This window comes from Bradyrhizobium sp. 147 (assembly GCF_023073935.1).
Classification (GTDB): Bacteria; Pseudomonadota; Alphaproteobacteria; order Rhizobiales; family Xanthobacteraceae; genus Bradyrhizobium.
The window spans coordinates 215,616-237,633 of sequence record NZ_JADPKL010000077.1 but is presented as its reverse complement, the minus strand read 5'-3'; the positions used below and the strand labels follow the sequence as shown (position 1 = coordinate 237,633).

The 22,018-nt window shown below is 64.5% G+C and carries 27 protein-coding genes; 12 read left to right on the top strand and 15 right to left on the bottom strand.

Going from position 1 to position 22,018, the window contains the following annotated elements; all coding sequences use genetic code 11:
• Window positions 1–22 precede the first annotated feature (22 nt).
• The gene (locus IVA87_RS17810; RefSeq protein WP_247334462.1) at window positions 23–823 is read left to right on the top strand and encodes a thioesterase family protein; all 801 of its coding nucleotides are present in this window, start codon (window positions 23–25) and stop codon (window positions 821–823) included.
• Here IVA87_RS17810 and IVA87_RS17805 read toward each other — a convergent pair.
• Entirely contained in the window at window positions 811–1,635 is an 825-nt protein-coding gene (locus IVA87_RS17805; RefSeq protein WP_247334461.1) for a helix-turn-helix domain-containing protein, read from the bottom strand. The genes IVA87_RS17810 and IVA87_RS17805 overlap by 13 nt on opposite strands.
• 40 nt (window positions 1,636–1,675) lie before the next feature.
• A complete protein-coding gene (locus tag IVA87_RS17800) occupies window positions 1,676–2,497 on the bottom strand; it encodes a helix-turn-helix transcriptional regulator (RefSeq protein WP_247296496.1) in 822 nt (273 codons plus the stop codon).
• Window positions 2,498–2,598: 101 nt separating this feature from the next.
• Here IVA87_RS17800 and IVA87_RS17795 point away from each other — a divergent pair, with 101 nt between their 5' ends.
• Window positions 2,599–2,829: a hypothetical protein gene (locus tag IVA87_RS17795; RefSeq protein WP_247296494.1), complete on the top strand. Its 231-nt coding sequence runs from the start codon at window positions 2,599–2,601 to the stop codon at window positions 2,827–2,829.
• Between the two features lie 31 nt (window positions 2,830–2,860).
• The gene (locus IVA87_RS17790; RefSeq protein WP_247280650.1) at window positions 2,861–3,259 is read left to right on the top strand and encodes a hypothetical protein; all 399 of its coding nucleotides are present in this window, start codon (window positions 2,861–2,863) and stop codon (window positions 3,257–3,259) included.
• Between the two features lie 118 nt (window positions 3,260–3,377).
• Here IVA87_RS17790 and IVA87_RS17785 read toward each other — a convergent pair whose 3' ends face one another.
• Window positions 3,378–3,953: an SET domain-containing protein gene (locus tag IVA87_RS17785; RefSeq protein WP_247296493.1), complete on the bottom strand. Its 576-nt coding sequence runs from the start codon at window positions 3,951–3,953 to the stop codon at window positions 3,378–3,380.
• A 161-nt stretch (window positions 3,954–4,114) separates the two neighbouring features.
• Here IVA87_RS17785 and IVA87_RS17780 point away from each other — a divergent pair, with 161 nt between their 5' ends.
• On the top strand, window positions 4,115–4,720 hold the full coding sequence (locus tag IVA87_RS17780) for a hypothetical protein (protein WP_247280648.1): 606 nt from the start codon (window positions 4,115–4,117) through the stop codon (window positions 4,718–4,720).
• Here IVA87_RS17780 and IVA87_RS17775 read toward each other — a convergent pair.
• Window positions 4,717–5,472 (bottom strand): TetR-like C-terminal domain-containing protein, encoded by a 756-nt coding sequence (locus tag IVA87_RS17775; RefSeq protein WP_247334460.1) that lies wholly within the window; start codon window positions 5,470–5,472, stop codon window positions 4,717–4,719. The genes IVA87_RS17780 and IVA87_RS17775 overlap by 4 nt on opposite strands.
• A gap of 106 nt (window positions 5,473–5,578) precedes the next feature.
• On the opposite strand from IVA87_RS17775, the gene IVA87_RS17770 reads away from it, so the two are divergent.
• From IVA87_RS17770 to IVA87_RS17750, 5 genes are all read left to right on the top strand, one after another.
• Complete coding sequence (locus IVA87_RS17770; protein ID WP_247296490.1) at window positions 5,579–6,976, top strand: carotenoid oxygenase family protein; 1,398 nt, start codon at window positions 5,579–5,581, stop codon at window positions 6,974–6,976.
• Between the two features lie 149 nt (window positions 6,977–7,125).
• Window positions 7,126–7,317: a hypothetical protein gene (locus IVA87_RS17765; protein ID WP_346275317.1), complete on the top strand. Its 192-nt coding sequence runs from the start codon at window positions 7,126–7,128 to the stop codon at window positions 7,315–7,317.
• 77 nt (window positions 7,318–7,394) lie between these two features.
• Window positions 7,395–7,970, top strand: coding sequence for a hypothetical protein (locus tag IVA87_RS17760; RefSeq protein WP_247296487.1), 576 nt, complete (start codon window positions 7,395–7,397; stop codon window positions 7,968–7,970).
• Between the two features lie 13 nt (window positions 7,971–7,983).
• Window positions 7,984–8,538 carry a septation protein IspZ gene (locus IVA87_RS17755; protein WP_247334459.1) on the top strand — a complete coding sequence of 185 codons (555 nt, stop codon included), beginning with the start codon at window positions 7,984–7,986 and terminating at the stop codon, window positions 8,536–8,538.
• Between the two features lie 106 nt (window positions 8,539–8,644).
• A complete protein-coding gene (locus IVA87_RS17750) occupies window positions 8,645–8,941 on the top strand; it encodes a hypothetical protein (RefSeq protein ID WP_247280643.1) in 297 nt (98 codons plus the stop codon).
• A 180-nt stretch (window positions 8,942–9,121) separates the two neighbouring features.
• On the opposite strand, the gene IVA87_RS17745 is transcribed toward IVA87_RS17750, so the two are convergent.
• Window positions 9,122–10,777, bottom strand: a complete 1,656-nt coding sequence (locus IVA87_RS17745; protein WP_247296483.1) for a fumarate hydratase — start codon at window positions 10,775–10,777, stop codon at window positions 9,122–9,124.
• Window positions 10,778–10,986: 209 nt separating this feature from the next.
• Here IVA87_RS17745 and IVA87_RS17740 point away from each other — a divergent pair, with 209 nt between their 5' ends.
• The 3 genes from IVA87_RS17740 (at window position 10,987) to IVA87_RS17730 (ending at window position 12,650) form a co-directional block, all read left to right on the top strand.
• Window positions 10,987–11,460: a hypothetical protein gene (locus tag IVA87_RS17740; RefSeq protein WP_247296481.1), complete on the top strand. Its 474-nt coding sequence runs from the start codon at window positions 10,987–10,989 to the stop codon at window positions 11,458–11,460.
• A gap of 226 nt (window positions 11,461–11,686) precedes the next feature.
• A complete protein-coding gene (locus IVA87_RS17735; RefSeq protein ID WP_247278050.1) occupies window positions 11,687–11,860 on the top strand; it encodes a hypothetical protein in 174 nt (57 codons plus the stop codon).
• A 115-nt stretch (window positions 11,861–11,975) separates the two neighbouring features.
• Window positions 11,976–12,650 carry an isoprenylcysteine carboxylmethyltransferase family protein gene (locus IVA87_RS17730; protein WP_247334456.1) on the top strand — a complete coding sequence of 225 codons (675 nt, stop codon included), beginning with the start codon at window positions 11,976–11,978 and terminating at the stop codon, window positions 12,648–12,650.
• A 26-nt stretch (window positions 12,651–12,676) separates the two neighbouring features.
• Here the strand turns inward: IVA87_RS17730 and IVA87_RS17725 are convergent, their stop codons facing one another.
• From IVA87_RS17725 to flgB, 10 genes are all read right to left on the bottom strand, one after another.
• A complete protein-coding gene (locus tag IVA87_RS17725) occupies window positions 12,677–13,384 on the bottom strand; it encodes a glutathione S-transferase (RefSeq protein ID WP_247334453.1) in 708 nt (235 codons plus the stop codon).
• A gap of 78 nt (window positions 13,385–13,462) precedes the next feature.
• Window positions 13,463–14,143 (bottom strand): lectin, encoded by a 681-nt coding sequence (locus IVA87_RS17720; RefSeq protein WP_247296474.1) that lies wholly within the window; start codon window positions 14,141–14,143, stop codon window positions 13,463–13,465.
• A gap of 159 nt (window positions 14,144–14,302) precedes the next feature.
• Entirely contained in the window at window positions 14,303–15,292 is a 990-nt protein-coding gene (locus IVA87_RS17715) for a Tim44 domain-containing protein (protein WP_247296472.1), read from the bottom strand.
• A gap of 216 nt (window positions 15,293–15,508) precedes the next feature.
• Window positions 15,509–18,091 carry a PAS domain-containing protein gene (locus IVA87_RS17710; RefSeq protein WP_247296471.1) on the bottom strand — a complete coding sequence of 861 codons (2,583 nt, stop codon included), beginning with the start codon at window positions 18,089–18,091 and terminating at the stop codon, window positions 15,509–15,511.
• Between the two features lie 154 nt (window positions 18,092–18,245).
• Entirely contained in the window at window positions 18,246–19,325 is a 1,080-nt protein-coding gene (gene flhB, locus IVA87_RS17705) for a flagellar biosynthesis protein FlhB (RefSeq protein WP_247296469.1), read from the bottom strand.
• 13 nt (window positions 19,326–19,338) lie between these two features.
• Window positions 19,339–20,109, bottom strand: a complete 771-nt coding sequence (gene fliR / locus IVA87_RS17700; protein WP_247278056.1) for a flagellar biosynthetic protein FliR — start codon at window positions 20,107–20,109, stop codon at window positions 19,339–19,341.
• Window positions 20,110–20,126: 17 nt separating this feature from the next.
• Window positions 20,127–20,390, bottom strand: a complete 264-nt coding sequence (fliQ, locus tag IVA87_RS17695; RefSeq protein WP_011088555.1) for a flagellar biosynthesis protein FliQ — start codon at window positions 20,388–20,390, stop codon at window positions 20,127–20,129.
• Window positions 20,391–20,548: 158 nt separating this feature from the next.
• A complete protein-coding gene (gene fliE / locus IVA87_RS17690) occupies window positions 20,549–20,857 on the bottom strand; it encodes a flagellar hook-basal body complex protein FliE (RefSeq protein WP_122402438.1) in 309 nt (102 codons plus the stop codon).
• Window positions 20,858–20,873: 16 nt separating this feature from the next.
• A complete protein-coding gene (gene flgC / locus IVA87_RS17685) occupies window positions 20,874–21,299 on the bottom strand; it encodes a flagellar basal body rod protein FlgC (RefSeq protein WP_247296466.1) in 426 nt (141 codons plus the stop codon).
• Between the two features lie 36 nt (window positions 21,300–21,335).
• Entirely contained in the window at window positions 21,336–21,740 is a 405-nt protein-coding gene (gene flgB, locus IVA87_RS17680; protein WP_247296463.1) for a flagellar basal body rod protein FlgB, read from the bottom strand.
• Window positions 21,741–22,018: the final 278 nt, after the last annotated feature.

Sequence of the window (22,018 nt, the reverse complement as noted above, 5' to 3'; positions counted from 1 at the left end):
ATCGAGCCAGCGGGAGACTGCAATGACAGCCATTTTCAGGCCGGAAGGTCATCAATTTCGGGCTACGGAGCATGCCGGCGGTCCGTGGTCGCCGGACATGTTGCAGGGAAGCGCTACCACCGCGCTGATGGCCCGTGAGGTCGAGCGGCTCGCAACCGAATCGGGCTTTGCGGTGCGGCGCCTGACCTTCGATCTCTGGCGACCGGCAGGCCTGCGCGCCTTCAGGACCACCGCTGAACTGCTGCGCGACGGGCGCAAGGCCAAGACCGCGCAAGTGCGGCTGATGGACGGCGAGACCGAGATCGGCCGCTGCACGGCGCTGCTGACGGCGCAGAGCGGAAAATCGCCGGTCGATCCCTTCGCGGCGCCCGCAGCGCTCGACCAGGCGCCCGAGGCAGGCACGCCGCCGCCGGCCTTCGCGCAGAAATGGAGCCGCTATTTCCAGAATGTGACGGTGCGGCTGATCGAGGGCGCACTGGAGAAGCCGGGTCCGGCCGCCGCCTGGATGCGGCTCGACGCCGCGCTGGTCGAAGGCGAGCCGAACACGCCGCTGCTCCAGGCGGTGCAGGCCGCTGACTTCTCCAGCGGCGTCGCGCAGATCGTCGATATGCGCCAATGGACCTTCATCAATCCCGAGATCAGCCTCTATTTCGTCCGGCCGCCGGAGGGCGAATGGATCCTGATCCGCGCGGCGACGGGCGTCGGCGCCAACGGCGCGGGCCTGACCACGGCGACGCTGAGCGATCGCAACGGTCCGTTTGCCGAGGTGATGCAGGCCCTGAGCTTCGAGCGGCGTGAGGCCGTGCAGGCTCAGGCGTCCTGAGACGCAAGCGCGATCAGCGTGGTCTCGGACCCTGCATCCGCCGGCATGAACATCTCGACACGAAGCTCCTGGAGCGTGACGTCCTGCGGCGTGCCGAGCGTCAGGACCGCACCGATCAGGCCGATGCCGACCTCACCTTTGCGCAGGCGCACCTCGCACAACGGCCCCGGCACGGCCTCGTCCTCGAGTTGAGGCGCCGGCAGCTCCGGCAAGCGCATCAATTCGCGCCAGGTCGATTGCAGGGCATCGTCGAGCGGGGCGGCCATCGCTTCATGACGCGCCCGCGACAACAGCGCTGCCGCGACAATTGGCCAGTTCTCGACGAACGGCTTGAGCTCGTCCGGCGCGAGGAACATGCGCATATGGTTGAGCGGACGCTGCATACGTTCAGAGCCAAGCAGCATCGTCATCAGACGCGAGGCGGCGCGGTTGGCCTGTTTCACGTTCCAGCGCCGGTCGGTGACGATCGCGGGAAATGGCTCGTGACGGCTGAGCAGAAGATCGATGGCACGCCGCGCATCGGCAAGCTCGGGCGCGGCGAGGTCGCGCTCGCCATATTGCCGCGCGAAGCCGCCGGCCTCGAGCAGCGCATTGCGGTCGCGCAGCGACAAATCGAGCGCGGAGGCGAGCTGGAGGAGGATGTCCCGACTGGCCGCCGCCTTGCCGGTCTCGACATGACTGAGATGCTTGACCGAGATGCCGGCCTCGAACGCCAGCTCCGCCTGGCTCAACTTACGGCGCATGCGCCAGGCGCGCAGGAGATTGCGGACCGGATTGGCCGGCCGCAAGGACCGGGACGAGCGTGTATCCATCCGCCGATTATGCGGGCCCTCGTGCACCCTGTAAACGCGGCTAAGAAAGTGTGGCCGCCATCTGCTTCAGCCGCTCGGCAGTGCGCTCGTCCGCCGGGAAGAAGGTCTCCAGCGCCAGCTCCGACAGAGTGATGTCGACGGGCGTGCCGAACACCATGGTGGTGGAAAAGAAGCTCAGGATCTCACCCTGGTGGCGCAGCTTGAACGGGATCGCGACATTGTCGCTCGGCAGCGGCGCCGCACGCGCCGGGATGGGGTAGCTTTTTAGATCGTTATACAACTTGATCAGTTCAGGATCGGCGGTCGCCTCGCATTGCCGGTGCAGCCGCTCGAGCAGATGCCCGCACCATTCCGCAAGATTGACGGTACGCGGCGCCAGCGCCTCGGGATGAAAGGCAAGTCGCAACACGTTCAAGGGCTGGCCGAGCAGATGCTGCGGGATGCCGTCGAGCAGCGGCGCCATCATGCGGTTGGACGAGACCAGGTTCCAATGCCGGTCCACCGCCAGTGCCGGATTGGGCTCATGTGCCTTGAGGACGAGGTCGATCGCCTGGCGGGCTGATGTCAAGGCGGGATCCTCCAGCGGGCGCTGCGGGAACGCCGGCGCATAGCCGGCCGCGACCAGCAGCACGTTGCGTTCGCGCAAGGGCACGTCGAGGCGCTCGGCGAGCCTGAGCACCATGTCGCGCGAGGGCGCGGCGCGGCCGGTCTCGACGAAGCTCAAATGGCGCGCGGAGATCTCGGCCTCGCCGGCGAGATCGAGCTGGCTCATGCGGCGGCGCTGCCGCCATTCTCGCAAATGGTCGCCGATATGGACCGGTTGGCTGCGTTCAGTACGTGCCGTGGATGCATGTGCCTTCATGATCGAAAACCTAGCATGCGAATTTCGGCCCTTCCATTACCCGCGAGGTAATCGAATTGAGGCGCGGACGCGCGCATCGTCGGTCGCAACAGGAGATGACCATGATCGCGCTGCTGCTCTACCGGACCATCGCTGACCACGTCTTCCCCTGGGCCATGGCCTTCGCAACCCGGATGCTGGCGCGCAGCCTCAACGTCCCGGAGCCGCTCGTGCATTCGACCGGCGACTATGTCGTCGCGCAGGTCATCGCCTTCGAGCACGGCGTCGGCAGGAGCCTGTGCCCGTTCCGCCTCGCCCGCCTCGTCCGCGCCTGGTGGCGCGGATTGCGGTGATGTCCCTCGACCTCAACCAAGGAGAACCACGATGATCGAAGCGTCCACTTTCCTGCGCCGTGCACTGCTCGCCGATGCCGTCTTCAGCGGCGTCGCCGCGCTGGGTTTCACTTTCGGCGCGAGCACGTTCGCCTCGCTGTTCAACCTTCCCGAAGCGCTGCTGGGTGAGACCGGCCTGTTCCTGATTGCCTACACCGTACTGGTCGGCTGGCTCGCCGCGCGTGCATCTGTTTCCAAGGCGCTCGTGCTGCTGGTCGTGATCGGCAACGCGGCCTGGACGGTCGGCAGCATCGCGCTGCTGCTTTCAGGCGCGGTGTCGCCGAACCTCATGGGCGAGCTGATGGTTGTGGCGCAAGCCATCGCGACCGGCGTGTTCGCGGAGTTGCAATATGTGGGGTTGCGGAGGAGCGCGAGTGCGGTGGCGGCGTGACCTACCGATCACTGCCATTCCGGGCTGGTGCGGCAGCACCAGACCCGGAATCTCGAGATTCTCAGGTGCGCAAGGGCGCACCGTAGTTCGCTGCGCACCGCCCCGGAATCTTGGATTCCTACGCCCGCGCGCGGCCGTTCGTCTTGGCGGCGGCGTGACCGTTGAGCTGGTTCTTTTTGGGAGCCTTCTTTTTCGCACTCTTGGCGCCCGCCTTCGCGGCCTTGCGCTCGGCCCGCGCCTTCGCCTTGGTGCGTTGGGCCCGCGCCTCGGCGCGCAGCTTCTTGCGCTTCTTCTCGCAGGAATCGCACTTGCAGCCGATCGGCTTCAGATAGGCTTTGAAATAGTCGGTGCCGTAGTCGTAGTTGATCTCGTCGCCCGGCTCGATGTTCTTGATGGCGCGGATGAAGACCTTGCGCTCGCGCGGGCGGACGTCGGACTCGGCGTTGGGCCGGCAGGAATGATTGATGTAACGGGCGAGATTCTTGCGCACCGATCCGTCGATGGTCCAGCGCCCGTTGAGCTCGAACAGATATTTGTTCTCGATCTCGTCGTGCGCCGGAATCCGCGAGTCCAGGATCGGCCCGAAATAGCGGATGATCCGGGTGCCCTTCTTGATCGGCTTGGTGGCAAAGAGGCCGAGCCCTGTCTTGGAACGGCCGACGCGATAAGGTTTGTTCGAGGATATGGCTGGCATGATCAAGAGAACGAGGACGCGAACGGGGCCGGAGCGGCCCAGGCGAGCCGCTCTTCTAGAACGATTCCGCGCCGCTGTCAGGTGCCTGGAGGCGCTTTTGAACCTTGCCCACAGTCAAGACGTCTGATGCTACGAAGTTCCAGCTGCATCGAAGCGTCATCATGATCCGCATCGTCACCACATGCCTATCCGTGTTGCTGATATGCGCCGCCGTCAATTGGGCCTGCGCCGAGTCCGTGGGCGGCATCTACACCTCGACCGCGCCGAAAGATTGCCGCCAGATCGGTAAGCCCAGCGCGCTCGACGGCAGCACCATGCGGGTCTGTCCGGGCAAGTCCGGCCTCGTAGTGCTGATCGCCGAGGATGATCTTCGCGAGGTCGTCTCGGTCGGCCGCAATCGCAAGGAAGCGGCCGAGGAGCCGGCGGCCAAAGTTTGGTTCGCTCCCTTCAATTCATCGGACACGACTGTCGAATGGCGAGCTGCGGGCGCCAAGCCATTTGCGATCATTCAGCGCTGGCACATCGCCGACAGCAGCGATCCCGACAAGCAGGGGCGGCCGAACACCAAAGCCATGCTGGTCGTGACCCGGCTGCCGCCGGGTCCGGTCTGTCACGTCGCCTATGTCGATGCGATCGCGAATCCCACCGCCAATGAGCTCGCGCGCAAGGCCGCCGACGATTTCGCCCGCGGCTTCAGGTGCGGCAAGGACGAGGTCAAGATCATCGGCACAAGAGGCCGCGCCGTCGAGCTCGCGACCATGCGCTAGGTCTTCGCCGGGGGCAAACAGCCGCCAGGCGGCAATTTCGTGGTCACGGGCGACGTCAGCATCGCCTCGAGCAGCCGTTCGGCCGTCGTTCCCTCGGGCAACCTCTCCAGGATATCTTCGAGCCGGCCATCGAGCAGCAGCATGGTGAAGCCGTGCACCAGCGACCAGGCCCGCGCGATCGCCGCGCCCTGGTTCAAGGTCAGCGCATCGCCGCTGATCTGCTCCTGGCGCATCATGCCGACGGCATTGGCGAGCCCGGCAAAGGAGGCTTCGGCCGCCTCGCGCAGCGAGGGCCTGGAATAATCGAGCCGCTCGGTGCGAAACATGATGCCGTACATGCCGGGATGCGCCTGCGCATAGGCAACATAGGCTTTCGGCCGCGCCAGTGCGTGTTCAAGCGGCGTGGACGCGGCATCGGATGAAGCTGCCATCGCCTCGTTGAATTGGCGGAAGCCGACCGCCGCGAGCTCGCTGAGCAGGCCCGTGAGGTCTCCGAAATGATGGGTGGGAGCGGCGTGCGAGACGCCCGCCTCGCGTGCCACCGCACGCAATGTCAGGCCGGCAAGCCCGTCGCGCTCCAGCACCCGTTCGGCGGCCTCGAGCAACGCCTCCCGCAGAGCGCCGTGATGATAGGGTGTCTCAGCCTTCGCAACTGCCGGGCGCCGCGCGAGACGCGGCAAGACGTGCGAGGTCGACGATGTCTTCTTCGGGGGGCGCAGGCCGCGCGCCGCCCTGGTTTCGCTTTTGCCCATGCACAAGCTATAAGGCGCCATATTGACAGTGTAAAGATTTCCCTTGACCGCAACGGCAATCGGCACTATCTGATCTTTACGATGTAAAGATAGGGAAGGATACGCCGTGCAGCAGGACGTCGTCACCGAGCAGCGCAACAATATCGCGCCGATTCCCTTCGAAGCCGACGCGGCGTACCTCAAGCTCATCGGCGAATTGCCGCGCGAGTTGAACGGCACGCTCTATCGCAACGGCCCCAATTCGCAGTTCTCGTCGCCCGGTGCGCACTGGTTTGTGGGCGACGGCATGCTGCACGCCTTCCACCTCGAGAACGGACGCGCGAGCTACCGCAACCGCTGGGTCCGCACGCCGAAATGGCTGGCCGAGCACGACGCCGGCCGCGCTTTGTTCGGCGGCTTCGGCCGCAAGCTGCCGGATGCCCCGGCGGATCTCTCTGACGGCGGCGTCGCCAACACCAACATCATCTTCCATGCCGGCAAGCTGCTGGCGCTGGAAGAAGCACACCTGCCGACCGAGATCGAGCCGGGTACGCTGGCAACGCGCGGCTATCACAACTACCAAGGCCGCATCGCCGGCAGCTTCACGGCGCATCCGAAGATCGATCCTGTGACCGGCGAACTCGTATTCTTCGGGTACAATGCGGCCGGACCGCTGACCCCTGCCCTCTCCTACGGAGCGATCGATGCGTCAGGACGGGCGACGCGCTTCGAGCGTTTCGAGGCGCCCTATGCCAGCATGGTGCACGACTTCATCGTCACCGCGAACCATGTGCTGTTTCCGATCCTCCCCATCACCGGCAGCATGGAACGCGCGATGAGCGGACGGCCGCCCTATGCCTGGGAGCCGGACAAGGGCGCCTATGTCGGCGTGATGAAGCGCAACGGCACGGCAAAGGACATCGTCTGGTTTCGAGCTGAGGCCTGCTACGTCTTCCACGTCATGAATGCGTGGGAGGAGGATCACCGCATCATCGCTGACGTCATGCAGTTCGAGGAGCCGCCGTTGTTTCCGCATCCCGACGGTCGGCCGACGGATCCGGAGAAGTCGCGCGCCCGCCACTGCCGTTGGACGTTCGATCTTTCGGGAAAAACCGACCGCTTCCAGCAGACTTATCTCGACGATCTCGCCGGCGAATTCCCCCGCATCGACGATCGCCGCGCCGGACTGAAGAGCCGCCATGGCTGGTACGCCTGCGCCAATCCACGGCTGCCGATGTTCGACGCGCTCTCAGGCATCGTCCATGTCGACGGCAGCGGCCGACGGCTCGGCCATTATCTGCTGCCGGCCGGCGACACCATCTCCGAGCCGGTGTTCGTCGAACGATCGAAGGATGCGGCCGAGGGCGACGGGTGGCTGCTCGCATTGGTCTGGCGCGCGCGGGAGAACCGCAGCGACCTCGCCGTGTTCAACGCCACCGATGTCGAGGCCGGTCCCGTCGCGCTTGTCCAGCTCGGCCACCGCGTGCCCGACGGCTTTCACGGCAATTGGGTGGGGGCGGCGTAACGCCCTCCTCGTCATTCCGGGCGCGCATTCACGCGAGTCCGGCATGACGGCGCGGATGCATCACCAAGAGGTTCCACATGCACATGCCCTCGATCACAGCAGCCTGCCTCGCCGTCCTCGCTCTCTCCTGCGCCGCGCTCGCATTCGAGATGATCCGACTGAAGCGAAGCAGCCATACCATCTTCAACGGCGGCATCTTGCTCGCCGCGGCTCTTTTGAGCGCCGCAGCGGCGCCGATCCTGTCGCGCCTCCCCTGGGCGGAATTGGCCGAGGAGGCGTCCGAACAAGCCACTGCAGCAATTCATCTTCTAGAGGCCGCCTTCGTCATTTTGACACTGTAAAGATTTCGCTTGACCCAATTTTGGCGTTCGGCTACGTATCTTGACGTTGTAAAGATTCGGCCTGACCGAGGTGGCACATGGCGATTTTCCTGATCCTCGCGCCCTACGCCGTCTTCGCGTTGCTGATGCTGGTGACCTCGGCGACGATCAGCGTGTTCGCGGCCTCCGCGATCTGCCTCGCCACCGTTGCAATCGATGTCGCGCGCGGCCGCTCGGTGAAGATCCTGGCCGCAGGCTCGGCGGCCGTGTTCGCCGCAATCGGCCTCTATCTCGCACTGGTCCATCCCGGGCTCGGCACGCTCAGTGTCAAGCTGTCGGTCGATATCGGCATCTTCGTCATTTCACTCGGCTCGATGCTAGCCCGCCGTCCCTTCACGCTGCAATATGCGCTTGAATCGGTCCCGGCCGAAACCGCGGCGATGCCTGGCTTCCTTTACGCCAATTACGTCATAACCGGCGCCTGGACCGCAGCCGCGCTGTTGATGGCCGCCGCCAATCTCGTGCTGCTCTACGTCCCCGGGCTGCCGCTCTGGTCGAGTGTTGCGGTCGCCTTCGCCGCGCGCAACAGCGCAATCTACTTCACAAAGTGGTATCCCGAGTATCGCCAGATCAAGTACGGTACGCCCGCCCGCGCATTACGCAGCGCCCGCTGAACAGGGATCGACGATGAAGGACGTATTCGCTCGCCTCGCCTCCGACCTCTTTTCCGCCATCGTCTTCCTCGCCGTCTACCTCATCACCGACAACGTCATCCTGGCGACATCGGTGGCGATCGCCGGCGCAATCGCGCAGGTGATCTATGCCCGCGTCAAGGGCCAGCAGCTCAACTACATGACTTATGCGAGCCTCGCGCTCGTTGTTGGACTGGGCGCGATCACACTCTTGACCAATGATCCCCGCTTCATGCTGGCAAAGCCCGCGATCGCGCATTTCGCGATCGGCCTCATCATGCTCAAGCGCGGCTGGATGCTGCGCTACCTGCCGCCGATCGTCGTCGAGACCGTTCCGGAATATGTGACGGCTGCGGGCTATGCCTGGGCGGTGCTGATGTTCGTGATCGGGATCGGCATGATCGCCGTCGCATCGACCGGCGATCTGAAGCTGTGGGCGTTCTATCTCACCGTCGTCGCAGGCGGCGCCAAGATCCTGGCCTTTGCCGTGCAGTACGTCGTGCTGCGCCTCATCGTCACCAGCCGCCGGCGCGGCGCTGCCCGCGCCTAATTGCCCCATCGGAGCGTTAGGCAGGAGCTGCGAGTTGGGTTATAGGCTCGCCACAGGACTGGCCGCGGATCGTCGCGGCCCGCCGGGCTTTGTTTGGGAGACGGGAATGGCCGTGGACGGCAACTGGAATCTGACCATGACGACGCCGATGGGCGAGCGCCAGGCGACGCTCAGCCTGAAGGCCGCGGGCGGCACGCTCACGGGCACGCAGGGTGCCGAAGGTAGTACCGCCGAGATTTTCGACGGCAACGTCAGCGGCGACAACGTCTCCTGGAAGGTCTCGATCACCAATCCGATGCCGCTCACGCTCGAATTCACCGGCACCGTCTCGGGCGACAGCATCAGTGGCGAGATGGGCATCGGCCCGATGGGTAGCTTCCCGTTCACGGGCACGCGCGCTTAAGGCCGGTCTGCCGTCCGCTGAGGGCGACAGGGCGCGCCTAAGCTTTTCCGCATCGTCATGGCCGGGAATGCTCGGCCATCCACGGGCTCGCAGCAGCAGAAGGTCCGTGCAATCCCGGGCATCACGGACTTGCGTAAGAGCACATGCACGCTCACCGGCGCCGCAAGCGAGGTGAGGCCGCTAGCCCAAATTCAATTCCTTGAAGAAATCATTCCCCTTGTCGTCGATGATGATGAACGCCGGGAAGTCGACGACTTCGATGCGCCAGATCGCTTCCATGCCGAGCTCGGGATATTCGAGCACCTCGACTTTCTTGATGCAGTGCTCGGCAAGGTTCGCGGCGGCGCCGCCGATCGAGCCGAGATAGAAGCCGCCATATTTCTTGCAGGCCTCGCGCACGGCCGGAGCACGGTTGCCTTTCGCCACCATCACCATCGAACCGCCCGCAGCTTGGAACTGGTCGACGAAGGAATCCATGCGGCCTGCGGTTGTCGGGCCGAACGCGCCGGAGGCATAGCCTTCGGGCGTCTTGGCTGGCCCGGCGTAATAGACCGGATGGTTCTTGAAATAGTCCGGCAGCGGCTCGCCCCTCTCCAGCCGCTCGCGCAGCTTGGCATGCGCGGAATCGCGCGCGACGATCATGGTGCCGGTCATCGAGACCCGCGTCTTGATCGGGTACTTAGAGAACGTCGCCAGAATGTCCTTCATGGGCTGGTTGAGATCGATCTTGACGACCTCGCCGCCGAGCGACTGCTCCACCTGCGGCAGGTATTGCGCCGGGTTGTGCTCGAGCTCCTCGAGATAAACGCCATCCTTCGTGATCTTGCCGAGCACCTGGCGGTCGGCCGAGCAGGACACGCCAAGCCCGATCGGCAGCGAGGCGCCATGACGCGGCATCCGGATCACGCGCACGTCGTGGCAGAAATATTTTCCGCCGAACTGCGCGCCCACTCCCAAGCTCTGCGTCATCTTGTGGATTTCCTTCTCCATCTCGACGTCGCGGAAGGCATTGCCGTCGGGCGAGCCGTGGGTCGGCAGCGCGTCGAGATAGCGGGCGGAGGCAAGCTTCACCGTCTTCATGCAGAGCTCGGCCGAGGTGCCGCCGATCACGATGGCGAGGTGATAGGGCGGGCACGCCGCGGTGCCGAGCGTCAGGATCTTTTCCTTCAGAAACGCGAGCAGCCGGTCCTTGGTCAGGACGGACGGCGTGGCCTGGAACAGAAAGCTTTTGTTGGCGGAGCCGCCGCCCTTTGCCATGAACATGAACTTGTAGGCGTCGTCGCCCTCGGCGTAGATCTCGCACTGCGCCGGCATGTTGTTGGCGGTGTTCTTCTCTTCAAACATCGAGAGCGGGGCGACCTGCGAGTAGCGCAGATTGCGGCGCAGATAAGCATCGCGCGCGCCCTCCGAGAGCGCCGCCTCGTCGTCGCCGTCGGTGATGACGTTGCAGCCCTTCTTGCCCATAATGATCGCGGTGCCGGTGTCCTGGCACATCGGCAGCACGCCGCCCGCGGCAATATTGGCGTTCTTCAAAAAGTCGAGGGCAACGAACTTGTCATTCGGGCTCGCCCCGCCGTCCTCCAGGATCGCGCGAAGCTGCTTCAGATGGCCCGGCCGCAGGTAATGGTTGATGTCGCCGAAAGCCGCCTCCGACAACGCCCGCAGCGCCTCGCGCGACACCACCAGCATGTCCTTGCCCAGCACCTTCTCAACCCTGATACCCTCGGACGAAATCTTCTTGTAGGGCGTCTCGTCCTTGCCCAGCGGGAACAGCGGGGTGTGCTTGTAGGGCGGAACGGGTTTTGACTGGTCGGGAAAGGCGGTGGGAGCGTTCATAGCGGATCTCGGGGTTTGGGGCCTCGTGGGCCCTCGGCATAGAAGCGTTCTAAGCCCATTTTGGACGGAAAAGAAAGGGACCGGGGCGCATGGGAGAGGGTGGCTAGGGGCTCGGGAAGGCATTGGCACGGCACGTGGAAAGGCCGGCGCCCACCCTTGCGCTTCGCGCCCGCCGACGCTTGAATGCGCGCCGCAAGAGGCTTTTCATCATGACATTGAACTTGAACCTCCGCGGCGCGATCCTGGTCGCCGCCGCCATCACCGGCCTTGTGGCCCTCACCTTCCCCGCGCGCGCCGACCGCTGCGACGACAGCGCCAAGGAGCTGGCGAACCAGGTCGATCGGCTCAAGGTGAATTTCCGGGCCGCCAACATCGTGTATTTGACGCACCCGGCGGCCAAGGAGCTGTCCGTTGGCTGCCGCGGCGACAAATATTCGATCGAGCTCTATGCCAAGGGCGATCGCAAGCCCAAACCAGAGTTCTATGCGCTGGTGGGGTCGATGGCGGCGATCGTCTTCACCGTGACGAAGGACGACACCACGACGGGCGCGACACGCTGCCTGAAGCGGATGGGCCTGCTGCGCGGCGATAAGATCAGCATGCGCTACCGGCGGCTCAACATGGAATGCACCCGCACCAAGTCGGACGCCTCCATCGCGATCACGCGCGGCAAAGACGAATAGGAGCCTTGCACGTTCTTGCCGCCGCGGTGCGAGCATCACGATGTTGCTCGCCGCATACGTCGTCATTGCGAGCCAACGGCGTCCGCGCCCCTTTCAAATCTTGCACTCGCGGAAGCAAAGAGAGCGCATCCACCGCGCCAATTCCCTCGCATTTTAGCAATTGCCTTGAAGGAAATTTCGCTCCTCACAGGGCAGGCTCGATTGCTTCCATGTGTGAGGATTGCGGATGAAGGTTTCCACCGTTGCGCCGCCGCCGATCGCGATCGTGGTTCCGAACTACGACACGACCAAGCAGCAGGACGATCAGGCCAAGGTTAAGGACGAGGATCCGACCTATAAGCCGCAGCCGCCCGCGCCGCTGCCGCCCGGTCAGGGTACGCGGATCGATCAGCTCGCCTGATCAGGCTTGCCAAGGCTGAAGCGCCCGATCCGGTCGATCGGGCCTTTGGTGCATCCGGCCGCATCTTTGCCGGATAGCGGGACCATGATCGTGCGGTCATCCCGGGATCCTGCGCATGATCGCACGCTTCCTGTTGCAGAACACGATCGTCGTCGTCGGCATGGGCGCGCTGTTGTTCGCCTCCGCCGGAACGTGGCACTGGCCTTCGGCCTGGGTGCTCCTCGCCACCTCTGCCCTGCTCGGTCCGCTCTGCGGCTGGTGGCTCTACCGGATCGATCCGGCGCTGCTCGCCGAACGTCTGCGGCCGGTTCTGCAACGGGATCAGCCCGTCGCCGACAAGATCTTCGTGACTGTCTTTGTCATCACGATGCTCGCCTGGCTGGCGCTGATAGGATTTGACCGACGCATTGGGTCCTCCGAGATGCCGGTTGCGTTCCAGGTCCTCGGCCTCGTGTTGTTCCTGGCCTCGACGCTGTTCACGATGTGGGTCTTCCGCGAGAACTCCTTTGCCGCCCCCGTGGTGAAGCTCCAGGCCGAGCGCGCACAGCGGGTGATCTCGACCGGCCCCTACGCCCACGTCCGCCATCCCATGTACAGCGGCATGATCCTGTTCTTCACCGGCGTGCCGCTGCTGCTGGGGTCGTGGTGGGGACTTGCGATGCTGCCGCTTTTCGCCGCTTTGTTTGCGGTCCGCATCGGGATCGAGGAGCGCACCTTGCGCGACGGCCTGCCGGGCTATGCCGACTATGCGGCGCGGGTGCGCTATCGCCTCGTGCCGGGGCTCTGGTGAGGGCAATCCCACTGCCGTCCGACCGGCTAATTATCCAGCTCGCGATAGCGGCGGAAGATGCCCTGCTCGTTGAAGGGAATGCGGCGGTCGCTTTCGAGATAGGCCTTGATGTTCGGCCGCGCAGCGATGCGGTCGTGCAGGCCGACCAGGCCCGGAATATCCGTCTCGAACGCCTTCATGCGCCTGGGGAAGGCATAGCGCAGCCCCGCGACGATCTGGAACAGCGAGAGGTCGACATAGGTCAGTCGGCGGCCGGTGACATAGGTGCCGCCACTCTCGGTGAGAATCTGCTCGAAATAGCCGAGATATTTCGGCACGCGCTCGCTCCAGAAATCGGCGGTGCGCTTCTTCGCCGCTGGCTTCTGGTCCTCGTAATAGAGCGAGGGTCCGAGCGGATGATGGGTGTCGTGGATCTCGACGACGAGGTCGGCGACGGTGAGCTGGAGCTGGTGCACCCAGAGCCTGCCGCCTTCGGTCTTCGGCGCAAGGCCATGGCGGGCACCGAGATAGAGCAGGATGTTGGCGGTCTGGCCGATGACGAGCTTGCCCGCTTTCAGGAACGGCGGGGCAAAGGGCGGCGTGCCTTCACGCGCATTCATCATCTTCATCATCGCAGCCGTTCCGCCCGGCCCGCGTACGACGTCGACATAAGCGGCGCCCGCCTCCTCCAGCGCCAGCCGCACATATTCACCGCGGCCCTGGATCTCGGGCCAGTAATAGAGCTCGTATTTCATGGAGACCGTCCGTGATTGCGTTGCGGCAAGTGCAGTACGCAACCACGAACGCCATGACGTGAGAAGGAGTTCCGCGCCTCAATTCGCCGCAAAACAATAGAACAGGCCGTCGCCGCCGGTGCTCTTCAGATCGGCCTGCGAGCAGCCGCCGTCGGGACCGCGGGACGGGTGAGAGCTGTTCCACGATTTCGAGGCCTCATCGTCGCGCAAGCCTCGTCGATCGAGATGGCCGACCATCGCCGCGCCTTGTGTGCTCGATGTCCAGTTCTTGCAGGTGCGATCGTCCGGACCGCCAAACGCGGTGCCGTCTGGTTGCGATCCCGTGAGGACGTCATGCCGGTTTGGCTGGTCGCCAACACCATTGATCCCCTCGCCCTTCTCGCTGAGGGCGGTCTGCTTGGTGAGGTTGTTGGCCGGGCTGTGCAGATCGGCAACGTCCTTCGCAATCACCGCGCCCTTGGCGTTCTGCCACGGTCCCTTGCCGATGCGGTCTCGGGCGTTGATTGCCGGCTTGCCGTCGGCGGCCTGGGTCGAGAGATAGGCGCGCCAGGTTTTGTTGCCTGCGCCGGCGGCCTGAGCGAGCTTCTGGCAGTGCGCGTCGGCTCCCTCGAGGCCGCCGAGATCGGCGCCCTTGCCGAGGCCGCTTGAGGTCACGAAAAAGGTCATGTCGGCCGATTGTGCCAGCGCCGATGGGGCCGCAAGCAAGGCCAATACGAGTGCGAGGCCTGAAATCGCCAGGGATTTCTCGGTGCGGATCATGGTGTCCTCCTGTTGTGGTTGTCGTTGGCCGCCTGATTTCAACCCGACGCACGCCTGCTTATTCCGATGCGGCGATGCGAGGCGCCGCAAAGAAGAGACGCGCAAAAGAAAAGGCGCCGTGCCGGAGCACGACGCCTTGGTTTCTCATGTCACGAGCGATCAGTTGGTCTGCTGGATCGCCGACAATTCCCAGCCGGTGCCCGGCCGGCGGGCGAACGTCCAGATTTCGGTCGCCTCGCCCGGCTGCTCGCTGCCGGCAACGACTGCGCCGGTGTTGCGGTCGACCGTCTTGTCGGTGAGAGCGAAGCGCAGCGCCACCGTGGCGTAGTCCGTCTCGCCTTCGCGCCAGGCCTCCGCGAGGTCGCCCTGCAACAGCTTGACGTTGGTCACCTTGTTGACGACGTTGCGCGCGCGGTTCTGGGCGAGGTCCTGCTCGAAGTAGGAGACCATCTCCGGCGTCGCGAGCGTGTGCAGCTTGGCGACGTCCTCGTTCGACCATGCGGTCTGGACTTCGCCGAGCAGGCGCTCGAATGCTTCATAGTCGTCAGGCTTGATCTCGAGCGGCGCGTTGTTGGCGCCGAAGCCCAAGCCACCGAGACCGCTGCGATAGTTCGGCTGGGGTCCGGGACCTGCGCCCGCATCAGCATTGGCATAGGCCGCCTGCGGCGAGTGACGGCGCTGCCACCAGGACATCGCCAGCCGCACCACGAGCACCACCAGCGCGATCTGGATGATCAGGCCCAGGATCGAGGACAGGCCGCCGAGGCCGCCGAACAGACCGCCGCCGAACAGCATGCCGAGCAGGCCTGCGCCGAGGAAGCCGGCCGCAAGGCCGCCCAGGAAGCCGCCGCCGCGACCGAACAGGCCGCCGCGCGCCGGCGCGGTCGCGGCCGAATTCATGCCTGCGCCCGGCTGGGTGTAAGTGCGGTTGAACTGCGAGGTCGAGCCCGGCGCGGTCGTGGTCGATGGCGGCGCCGAATACGTCCGCGAGCCGCGCGAACCCGAGGAGAAGCCGCCGCCGGCGCGGGCGTCGGCAGACGAGATCGCCAGCGCGGTCGGCAGCGCAAGCGCCAGCACGACGGCAATCGCCTTGAAGACACTGCGGGAGCGTTGCGAGAAAGTCATGTGCGTTTCCCAAATCCCCGGCATGGGGACGTGCGCTTAAGATGGGCAGACTTCCCGAAAAGTGAAGCGGGTTTCGGAACCTGTGGCTGCGGCCCTCAGTCGCGGGGATGTGGCAAAAGCCCATATTTGGCGAGGGTTTGGCCGGGTAAACGGGAACGGGGGGTCGCCGGATACCGGCGGTTTGCAATGCGATTTCCGCTTTCTCCCTCGTCATTGCGGAATGACTGGAGAGGGCGCGCCTCACCCCGCCTTCGTCATCGTCTCCTTCACCGCCGCCACGAGCTGGCTGAGCGTGAACGGTTTTGGCAGGAAGTCGAACTGCTGGCCTTCGGGGAGGCTCTTCTCGAACGCATCCTCGGCGTAGCCGGAGACGAAGATGAACTTGATATCCGGGTTCTTCTCCCGCATCGCCGTCAGCAGCGTCGGGCCGTCCATCTCCGGCATCACCACGTCGGAGACGACGAGATCGATCGCGCCGCTCTGCTCCTCCAGCACCTCCATGGCCTCGACGCCGTTCTCGGCCTCGACCACCGTGTAGCCGCGCGAGCGCAGGCCGCGTGCATTGAGGGCGCGCAGGCCCTCTTCGTCTTCGACGAGAAGGATGGTGCCCTGGCCAGTGAGATCGGTGCGCGGCTTGGCCTCCGCCACAGGTGCGGCGTCCTTCGCGGCGCCATTGCTCGCGCTGACCACGGCTGCGGGCTGCTCGACCTGTAGCTCCGGCTCGGCATGATGGCGCGGCAGGAAGATATGGAACGAGGTGCCCTGCCCCGGTTCGGAATCGACGTAGATAAAACCGCCGGTCTGCTTGACGATGCCGTAAACGGTGGAAAGCCCGAGGCCGGTGCCCTTGCCCACCTCTTTCGTTGAGAAGAACGGCTCGAAAATCTTGTCGCGGATATCGGCGGGGATGCCTGTGCCGGTGTCGGCGACCTCGATCCGGACATAGTCCGCGGCCGGCATGCCCTTGTAGGCGAGCTTGCCGGCATCGTCGCTGGTGACGTTGGCGGTGCGGATGATCAGCTTGCCACCATCAGGCATGGCATCGCGCGCGTTCACCGCGAGGTTGACGATCACCTGCTCGAATTGAGAGACGTCGACCTTTACCGGCCACAGGTCGCGGCCGTGGACGAGATCGAGCTTGACCTTCTCGCCGATCAGCCGGCGCAGCAGCATGGTAAGATCGCTCAAAGCATCGCCGAGATCGAGCACCTGCGGCCGCAAAGTCTGCCGACGCGAGAACGCCAGCAGCTGCCGCACCAGGGTGGCGGCGCGCGTCGCGTTCTGCTTGATCTGCATGATGTCCTGGAACGACGGATCGGTCGGTTTGTGCGCGTTCAGCAGGAAATCGTTCGCCATCATGATGGCGGAGAGGACGTTGTTGAAGTCGTGGGCGATGCCGCCAGCGAGCTGGCCGACGGTCTCCATCTTCTGCGACTGGTTGATCTGGTTCTCCAGCGCGCGCCGCTCGGTGGTCTCGAGCATGTGCACGATGGCGGCTTCCGCGTCATTCTCGGCCGAATCGACCGGCGTGACGAAGAACTGGCCCCAGCGCTCCTTGGTCCCTTCCAGCGCCACTTCGACCGGCGCGACGTCGGCCTGGCCTTCGGCGGCCTGGTTGATGGCCGCGATCAAAAGGTGCCTGTCGCGCGAACTGACCGCGCGGAAGATCGACTTGGAGGCGCTGTCGAGCCCCAAGGCCTGCCCAAGCTTGGCGTAGCGGGCGTTGGCGCGCACGACGTTGCCGGCGCGGTCGACGGTCGCGATTGCCATCGGCGTGTGGTCGAAGAAGCGCATGAAGCGCACTTCGGCGGCGCGGTCGGGATCGCTGCGCTCGTCGCGGGCACGGCTGATCACGAGCGTGCGCGACGGCCCCGGCGTGCCGTCGGCGCCGAAGGCAAGCTTGTGATAGAGCCGCACCGGCATGGTCTTGCCCGTGCGCATGCGCAGGTCGATATCGAAGACCTCGATCTTCACCTCGCCGGGTACCGCCACGATCGAGGTCAGCAGCGAGGCGCCGTCGCCGGAGACGATGTCGGTAAGCTTCAATCCGCCCGAGCCGATCTCGGCGAGGTCGTAATCGAGCCAGTTCGCCAGCGTCGCGTTGACATAAGCGAGCTCGCCGGCTGGATTGACCGAGAAGAAGCCGCACGGCGCGTGATCGAGATATTCGATCGCGTGCTGGAGCTCCTGGAACACGTCCTCCTGGCGCTCCCGATCGCGGGTGATGTCGGCGATCGACCACACCGCATATTTCGCTTCGCGTTTGCCGGTGCCGAGCGGGCGCACCCTCATGCGCAGCCAGCGGCCCTGGTTGCCGTCATGACCGGAGATGCGCACCTCCTCCTGCTGCCGCTTGCCTTCGCGGGCGGCTTTGAGCAGGCGGAACACGGCTTCGGAGACGTCGGGGTTGCCGATAAAGACGCGCTCGACCGGACGCACGTCCTGTGGACCGGTGGCGCCGGTCAACGTCAGATAGGCCGCGTTGGAATAGACCACATGGCCGCGCGCATCGGTGACCGCGAGCCCGTCGAACGCGTGATCGGAGATGCGGCCGATGATGGGATCGTCGAGATTGCGGTCAGCGAAGCGGATGATGCCGGCGGCGAAAGCGAACAGGTTGAACAGGCCGACCATCGCCAGCACGGCGAGGATGCCGAGAATATAGGGCTGCGCCTGCGCGCGCCCGAGCGTCATTAGCCCGACGGCGACCGCGACGAGCCCGGCGGCCACCAGCAGCACGAGCGCGATGCTGCCCGAGCGCGGCGACGGCTCATGCGCCGCAACGGGCTCGCGTGACAGGTCGTGGTCGGTCTCAGCAGTCATTTCACGCTGGCGTAGCCTGTCGGCAGAGAATCAACGCGCTACAGGGCGCGCAGGGTCCTCCCTGCCTGAATCGGACCCGAAGGCGCAAGGGCAGCAGGGGCGAAAGGTACGCTGATTCCCAGATTACGGCCATTCCCGGTACTTTCCGCGCATTTTATCCCCGCCCGACGCTGAATCCGCGCTTCAGCCGCATCACGTAGCCGATGACTTCGGCGACCGCATGGTAGTGCTCGGTCGGGATTTCCTCATCGATGTCGACAGTAGCGTAGAGCGCGCGGGCGAGCGGCACGTTCTCGACGATCGGAATGTCGTGCTCGCGCGCGATTTCCCGGATCTTGAAGGCGAGGTTGTCGACGCCCTTGGCGACGCAGACCGGCGCCGACATGCCGCGCTCGTAGGACAGCGCCACCGAATAGTGCGTCGGGTTGGTGATGATCACGGAGGCCTTGGGAACCGCCGCCATCATGCGCTTCTTGGCGCGCTGCTGCCGCAGTTGCCGGATCTTGCCCTTGATGTGCGGGTCGCCTTCGGACTGCTTGTACTCTTCCTTGATCTCCTGGAGCGACATCTTCTGCCGCTGGAACCAGCTTCGGTACTGGAAGAAATAGTCGGCGATGGCGACGATCGCGAGCGCCGCCACCACTGCCCCGAGCAGATGGATGGTCATGCTGGTGGTGGCTCCGAGCATGGCGGCCGGATCGAGCTTGACCATCGCTTCCATGCGGTGCCGCTCCGGCCACAGGATCATGGCCATGACCACGCCGAGCCCGATCAGCTTGCCGAGACCTTTCAGGAAGTTCGCCGCCGCCTGCTTGCCGAAGATGCGCTTGAAGCCAGCACCGGGCGAGATTTTGCTGAATTTGGGTTTCAGCGATTCGGCGGACCACACCAGGCGATGCTGGAGCATGTTGCCGGCAATCGCCGCCAGTATCAGCATCAAGAGGGGCACGCCGATCGCGGCGAGCACGGCGAACTCGATCTGCTGCATCAGCGCGAGCAGAGCCCTGCCGTCGGTCTTGATCATCCAGGAATTGGCGAGCAGGTTGCGCATCGGCGTCAAGAGCCCGCTGCCGACCGAGGCCGAGAAGGTCGAGACCACGAGCGTGCCGCCCGCCATCATGAACCAGGTGTTGATCTCCTGGCTCTTGGCGACGTCGCCGCGTTCGAGTGCATCGTCGAGGCGCTTTTGCGTCGGGTCTTCTGTTTGACTCTCGGGATCGTTGTCGTCCGCCATCGATCGATCCCTATTACTTGAGCGGCATCATCTGGTGCATGACACCGATGAAGTAATCCAGATACGTACCCATCATCGCCGTGAGCACCACGGCGAGCACCAGAAAGCCCGCGAAGATCGACAGCGGCACGCCGACGAAATAGACCTGCATCTGCGGCATCAGCCGCGCCAGCACCCCGAGCCCGATGTTGAAGACGAGGCCGAACACCAGAAACGGTCCGGAGAGCTGCAAGCCGAGGCGAAACGCGGCGGCGAAGGCCCGCGTTGCCAGCGAGGCGACATCGCCGCTCGAGACGGTCTCGCCCGGTGCGAAGATCGTGTAGCTGTCGTTCAGCGCCGCGATCACCAGATGATGGCTGTCGGTGGCAAACAACAATGTCACGCCCAGCATGGTCAGGAAATTGCCGACCAGCACGCCCTGCTGTCCCTGCGTCGGATCGACCGAGGTGACGAAGCCGAGTCCCATCTGCTGCGCGATCACGGAGCCGGCGACTTGCAGGGCCGAGAGCGTCACACGAGCGGTCGCACCCAGCACGATGCCGATCGCGATCTCATGCAGCATGAGCACCAGGAGCGGCGCGAGCGAGCCCATGTCGACCTGGTAGGCATTGCGATGCAGCGGCAGGATGATCAGCGTGAGCAGCAGCGCGATCGACAGCTTGATCCGCGTCGGAATGTTGGTCTCGCCCAGACCCGGCAGCAGCATCACCATCGCACCGACCCGGGCGAAGGCGAGCATGAAGGAAGCGGCAAGCGCCGGCAGCAGCGAGATGTCGATGCGCATGACCGACGCATTGTGCCTCAGCCGCCGATGATTCGCGACGAGATCCGCAGCATGTGGGCATGGAGCGAGTCGGCCATGAACGGTAGCGCCAATAGCATCGTGGCGAAGATGGCCAGGATCTTCGGCACGTAGATCAGCGTCTGTTCCTGGATCTGCGTCAGCGCCTGGAACAGCGACACGATGACGCCAACCACGAGGCCGACCACCATCAGCGGTGACGACACGATCACGATGGTCCAGATCGCATCGCGCGCGACGTCGAGGGTTTCGGGTCCGGTCATGACACAGTTCCTTTGTTCAAGTCTCATCCTCATCATTCTGACGGGACGGAATGTTCTCTCCCCGTCATTGCGAGCGTAGCGAAGCAAATCCAGACTGCCGTCTGCGGAAAGATTCTGGATTTGCTTCGCTGCGCTCGCAATGACGACGGAGGCCGAAATCAGATCGGCATCTTCATGATGTCCTCATAGGCCGCGATCACGCGATCGCGGACCGAAACCAGCGTGGACACCGCGACGTCGGTGTCGGCAACCGCCGTCACTACGTCCATCACGTTGGCCTTGCCAGCGGCCATCGCCACCGTCTGCGCGTCGGACTTGCGGCCGGACTCCATGACGCTGCCGACCGCGTCTTTCAGCAGTGAAGCGAAGGATTGCCCGCTGGGCTCGCTGCCCTTGCCGGCGCCGCTGTTCTCCAGCACGCGGGCGAGATTGGCGTAAGCATTGGCGGCGATTGTCGGTGATGCCATGACTCAGATGTCCTGTTCAGCTCTTGAGGATGTCGAGCGTGCGCTGGATCATCCGGCGCGTCGCACTGATGATGTTGAGATTGGCCTCGTAGGACCGCTGCGCGTCACGCATGTCCGTCATCTCGACCACCGAGTTCACGTTGGGATATTTGACATTACCGCTCGCATCGGCGGCCGGATTATTCGGCTCGTATTTGACGCGGAAGCTGGACTGGTCCGGCTTGATCCTGCCGAGGGTGACAACCTGCGCGTCGAGCGTGCGGTCGAGCGCGGACGAAAAGGTCGGCACCTTGCGCCGGTAGGGCTCGCCGCCAGCGGTCTGCGAGGTCGAATCCGCGTTCGCGATGTTCTCCGAGATCACCCGCATGCGGCCGGCCTGCGCCCGCAGGCCGGAGGTCGCGATCGCCATCGAGCGGGCAAAGTCGCTGCTGTCATTCGCCATGATGCGTCTCTAGCTCTTCCGTTCCGGGATCATGCTCTAGCCCTTGCCGATCGCGGTCTTGAGCAGACGCAGGCTCTTGGAATAGAGCGAGGTCGCCGCCGCGTAGTCCATCTGGTTGCTGGCGGCCTTCATCATCTCCTCTTCAAGATTGACGGCGTTGCCGGCAGGGCGAGTCTCAAAACCCGCATTCTTGTTCTGGTCGAATGCGGAGGCCGCCCCTAGCGGCGTCATGTGAGAGGCGCTGGTGCGGGCCAGGGCCAGCGGCCCCATCGAGCCCGTGACGGCGCCGGTCCTGTCGAACTTAGGCTCGACCAGGTCGCGCGGCCGGAATTTGGGGGTATCGGAGTTGGAGACGTTCTCGGACAGGACGCGCTGGCGCTCCTGGTGCCACTGCATCTTGGTCCGAAGCGCTGACAGCACCGGGAGGTCGTTAATGGACATCGTTGCGGCTCCTTCCGCCCCTTGCGGACCTTGAGATCCGAAGCTAGGCAGAATTTGCCGCCTGTATGGTTAACAGCTGGTTAAAGATATCACAGGCACCGGTTCCCCGATGGACACGACAGGCGGGCAGTTCCGATTCGGCCTTTCCAAAAGTGGCATTAACCCAACCATTTGGCGGCGCGTACACGGGCCAAGAAGTCGTTTTGGATCGAGCGATTCATGGGTTATTAAGAGTTGGGGACGGCAAAACTTGCCGTGGAACGTTAAGAGATCGCAGT